At 73.8% G+C, this 4,148-nt stretch carries 5 protein-coding genes; all 5 read right to left on the reverse strand.

Features of this window, described 5'->3' with window-relative positions:
• The coding region (locus tag VGX25_RS17650) for a carboxymuconolactone decarboxylase family protein (protein ID WP_326918899.1) at window positions 1-1,009 on the reverse strand (1,009 nt) is incomplete at its 3' end.
• Between the two features lie 73 nt (window positions 1,010-1,082).
• On the reverse strand, window positions 1,083-1,628 hold the full coding sequence (locus tag VGX25_RS17655) for a carboxymuconolactone decarboxylase family protein (protein WP_326918900.1): 546 nt from the start codon (window positions 1,626-1,628) through the stop codon (window positions 1,083-1,085).
• Entirely contained in the window at window positions 1,603-2,055 is a 453-nt protein-coding gene (locus tag VGX25_RS17660) for a DUF6187 family protein (RefSeq protein ID WP_326918901.1), read from the reverse strand. Before VGX25_RS17660 ends, VGX25_RS17655 begins: the two co-directional genes overlap by 26 nt.
• Window positions 2,039-3,367: an FAD/NAD(P)-binding protein gene (locus VGX25_RS17665; RefSeq protein WP_326918902.1), complete on the reverse strand. Its 1,329-nt coding sequence runs from the start codon at window positions 3,365-3,367 to the stop codon at window positions 2,039-2,041. Before VGX25_RS17665 ends, VGX25_RS17660 begins: the two co-directional genes overlap by 17 nt.
• Window positions 3,367-3,852 (reverse strand): DUF6423 family protein, encoded by a 486-nt coding sequence (locus VGX25_RS17670; RefSeq protein WP_326918903.1) that lies wholly within the window; start codon window positions 3,850-3,852, stop codon window positions 3,367-3,369. Before VGX25_RS17670 ends, VGX25_RS17665 begins: the two co-directional genes overlap by 1 nt.
• Window positions 3,853-4,148: the final 296 nt, after the last annotated feature.

The raw sequence follows: 4,148 nt of genomic DNA on the forward strand, positions 1-4,148 counted from the left end.
CCAGCCAGCCGCCGACCCGCCGGGCGGCGGTCAGGCTCGCCCACGAGACGAGCTCGACGAGGGCGGCGTCCGCGGGCGCGCCCGCACGGAACTCGGCCACCACGGCGTCGTCGATCTGGTACGAGGCCTTGGCGGCCAGCAGCGCCAGCCGCCCGGCGGCCCGGTCGGCCGGCGGCAGGGCGGCCGTCGCGTCGTGCACCCAGGCCCGGCTCGGCCCGCCGGGCTGGCCGTCCCAATCGGACAGCTCGGCGGTGACCAGCTCGCGGACGGACGGCGGCACCGTGCCGCCCTCGATCGCCGCGGCGGCACGGGCGAACGCGCCGCCGATGCTCGGATTTCCGGCCGCCCAGGCCAGATCCGTGGGCAGCGGCGCGTCGTCGAGCAGCTCGATGGCCGCACCCGGCCGGCTACTTCGGACGGCCGGGCCGCGCATCACCCAGCCGAGGAACCGGCGGGCGCGGTCCCGGGCGCCGGCCGGGACGGTGGGCGGCAGCGGGGAGTCGGACAGGAAGACGTGGACCATCCGGTTGAGGTAGTGGAACGTCACGGCCACGCCGATGAGCTCGGGAGCGTGCCCGGCCGGGAACGGCCACGCGTGCCGGGCCGCGCCGTCGGAGGTGCCGCTCTCCCGCGCCCACGTGGCGAGCTCCGCAAGGGCCGGGTCGGCGCCGGGGTCGCGCACCAGCCCGCGCAGGGTCGCGTCGTGCACCTCCACGCAGTACGGGCAGGCGTTGGCGTCCGACACCGCGGCCGCCACGGCCTCCTTGGCCGGACGGCCGGCGTCGCCGGGCACGACCAGAGTCTCGCGCAGCATCGCCCAGCTCGCGGCCAGCGCCGCGGGCGCGGGGGAGTGCAGGGCGACCGGCGGCGCCAGCATGCCGAAGTCGCGCTCGACCTGGCGGTACACCCTGGCCACCAGCCCGCCGGCGTGGCGCGGCCGCACCGGCCGGACGTGCCGGATCTGGGACAGCGACGTCCGCAGCGCGGTCCGGACAAGTGCCCCGGCCATTGGGCGCTCCTCTCGTCGCCGAACCTCTTTCGAGGCTACGGCGGCGGAGCGGGCCGGTCTTATCGCAACGTGCTCAGCCGCTCATCAGCTCGCTGAGGCCGGCGTAGCCGATGTCGTTGAGGCGCTTGCCGGACATGGCGTAGTAGTCGTCGTCCGCCTTGATCCCCAGGCCCTCGACGACCCGGTTCATGAAGTTGAACAGCGCGCAGACCAGCACCGCGTGGTAGAGCGCCCGCTCGTCCCACCCGGCGGCGAACACCGCCTCGGCGTCCAGCTTGGACACCGAGGACGGTGACCGGGTGAGCTTGCCGACGTAGCGCAGCACCGGCTTGAGCTTCTCGCTCACCGGGGCGCTGTCCAGGTCGGCGACGGCGGCCGGCACCGCGCCGACCGCCACCCCGCAGGCCTCGGCGGTGACGGTGTGCACGCCGTGGCAGTAGTCGCACGAGTTGACCCCGGACACGTAGGCCGCGATGAGCTCCCGCTCGGCCACCGTGAACGGCGACGGGCCGCGCAGCACCAGCTCGTGGTAGTCCAGCAGCGGCCGGGTGGTGTCCGGATAGGCCCGGAACACGTCCATCAGCACGGCCCCGTCAGGGATCGAGGGCAGGTACGACATGGAGCTCCTCCACGAAACGGTCGACGTCGGTGCGCCGCAGCCAGCATGCCGCGAGGAAGGCCCGTGCGGCCGCTCCCAGCGTGCCGAGATCGAGGCCGGCGACCACCCGGCCGGCGTACGTCCACAGTGGACGAAGCGCGGCGACCTGGGGCGGCCCGGCGGGATCGGCCGCGGCCATGGCCGGCCTTGCGGAGCGCCAGCGCCGGGCGCCCTCGGCGACCACGCCGCGGTCCTGCCGCACGCCGTGCCGGATCTGGTCCACCCGCAGGACCACGACCGTCGGGTCGTCGTCCACCGCGGTGGCGGCGCCGAGCCCGGCAAGCAGCCGCTCGGTGTCCAGACCGAGCAGGATCACGCCGAGCTCGGTGGCCGGCGGGTCGTCCACGCCAGGCATGTCGAACCGTGTGTCCTCAGTGGACGGATGCATGGGCCTCACCGACCGGGTAGGCGTCGTCGCGGGACAGCCCGGCCGCGATGGTGGCCGCGATCCGGGCGGTGGCCACGCGGTGGCCGTCGATGTTGCGGCCCGCCGGGCCGAGCACCATGCCGGCCGCCGCCCCGGCCGCGAACACCCTTGGCGCGCGGCGGAAGGCCAGCGTCCGCTCGTCCAGGTCCGGCCAGCCGTCCAGCGCGCCGACCAGCGCGTCGGGCAGCAGCCCGGTGCCGATCGACGGCGCGGTGCCCAGCGCCAGCGTCACCGCGTCGCCGCGGACGTGCGTGCCGTCGGCCAGCAGCACCGTGGCGCCGCGCGAGTCAGCGGTCAGCCTGGTCACCTCCCGGCCGCGGTGCACGGTCAGCCGCCCGTCCGCCTCGGCGGCGGCGAACCCCGGCCGGAACTCGAACATCACCGAGGCCCGGCGCTCGCGGCGCATCAGCGCCAGCCGATCGGCCCACGGCACGCCGTCGAACCGGGCCCGGCCCTCGGCCCGGAAGAACGAGGCGTTGACGTCCGAGCACTGGTACCGCTCGGCCTCCCGGCGCACGATCCAGTGCACCCCGCGGCCCGCGGCCAGCGCGTTGGCGATCAGGTGGGCCGAGGTGAGCCCGGCGCCGAGCACGATCAGCGTGCCGGCGTCCGGCGCCGGCTCGTCCCAGTAGCCGACCCGCTCCGGCACGCCGTCGCCCGGCCACCAGTGCTCCGGCGCCGCGCGGCGCTCCTCGCCGAGGCACAGCACGGCGAACCGGGCGGTGATCTCGGCGTCGGCGGTGCGCACGGCCACGCCGCGGGCATCCGGCAGGACCTGACGGACCTCGCCCGGCCACGTCCGCGCGTACGCGCCGTGGATGGTGGCGACGTGGTGGCAGAACGCCTCGAACACGTCGACCGGGACCACCGACCGGTGGCCGGCCTGGGCCATCCGGACCTCCCTGCGCTCCACCGGGGTCAGGGCGGCCCAGTGCAGCCGGGCGAAGTCCAGCAGCTCGCAGTCGCGGTAGCCCTCGACACCCGGGTGGTGCTCGTAGGGCGAGCGCAGCACCCGCTGCTCGAGCCGGTCCACCCGGGCGAAGAACCGCCGTCCCGGGCGGCCGTCCCGGTCGAGCAGCACGACGTCGCGCACCCCGAGGTGCCACAGCGCCGCGGTCACCGCCAGGCCGGCCAGCCCGGCCCCGACGATCACCACGTCGGCGCGCGCCGGCGGCCGCGCGGAGCCGGCCGGGACGGCCGGCTCCGGGTACGGCGGCCAGTCGCGCCCCCGCGGTGAATCGAGCAATCGGGGATGCGGAAGGAAAACCGTCATCAGCCGATGACGGTGACCGGGATGATCACTTCGACGGTCGGCCGCTGCGGCATGCCGTCGGCGATCAGCTTCTGCAGGGTCTCGGCGGACTTCTCCGCGGACTCGGTGGAGATCGGGCTGTACCGGGAATGCAGGTACATCGGCCGGCGGCTCTCGGTCTCCATGCTGTACATCTTCAGCAGGGACTCGCCGGGGCGGACCTCGCCGTCGTAGAAGGTGAGCCGGCGCTGGTCGGGCGTCATGAAGCTCTTGGCGAACTGGCGGGACAGGATCATCGCCTCGTCGCCGTCGACGAAGTGCGAGTTCTCGTCGGTGACCGCCTGCATCGCCACCCAGGTCTCTTTGGTCAGGTTCGTCTCGGACTTGATGATCTGCCAGCGACCGGGCTCCGGCAGGTTGATCGTCACGGTGACGTCGTGGTCGACGACGTCGATGGCGCCGGAGATCATCAGCACGCGCTGGCGGAGATCGGCGACGCCGGCCATCTGGATGTCCCGGGCACGGACCCGGGCGGACACGTCAATACCGGGAAGGTCTAACGACGACATGCGAAAACCTCCGGGAAGAGCAGGTGAATAACTTCCACGCCGTGGCGCATCGCACCTGCCACATTGCCACGGTCGGCACGCAAGCTCAAGGCCGATCTCGATCTTCGGTCGAGAACCGCTCGTGAATTCGGAGGCCCTCCGTGAGCATTCCCGCCAAATATTCTTTTATTCCAACCGAAATTACCCGTCGTATGAGGGGGGCCGCCGTGGCCGGGACGAGACCACGGCGGCCC

The organism is Actinophytocola sp. (genome assembly GCF_035942955.1).
In the GTDB taxonomy this organism is placed as follows: Bacteria; Actinomycetota; Actinomycetes; order Mycobacteriales; family Pseudonocardiaceae; genus DASYTH01.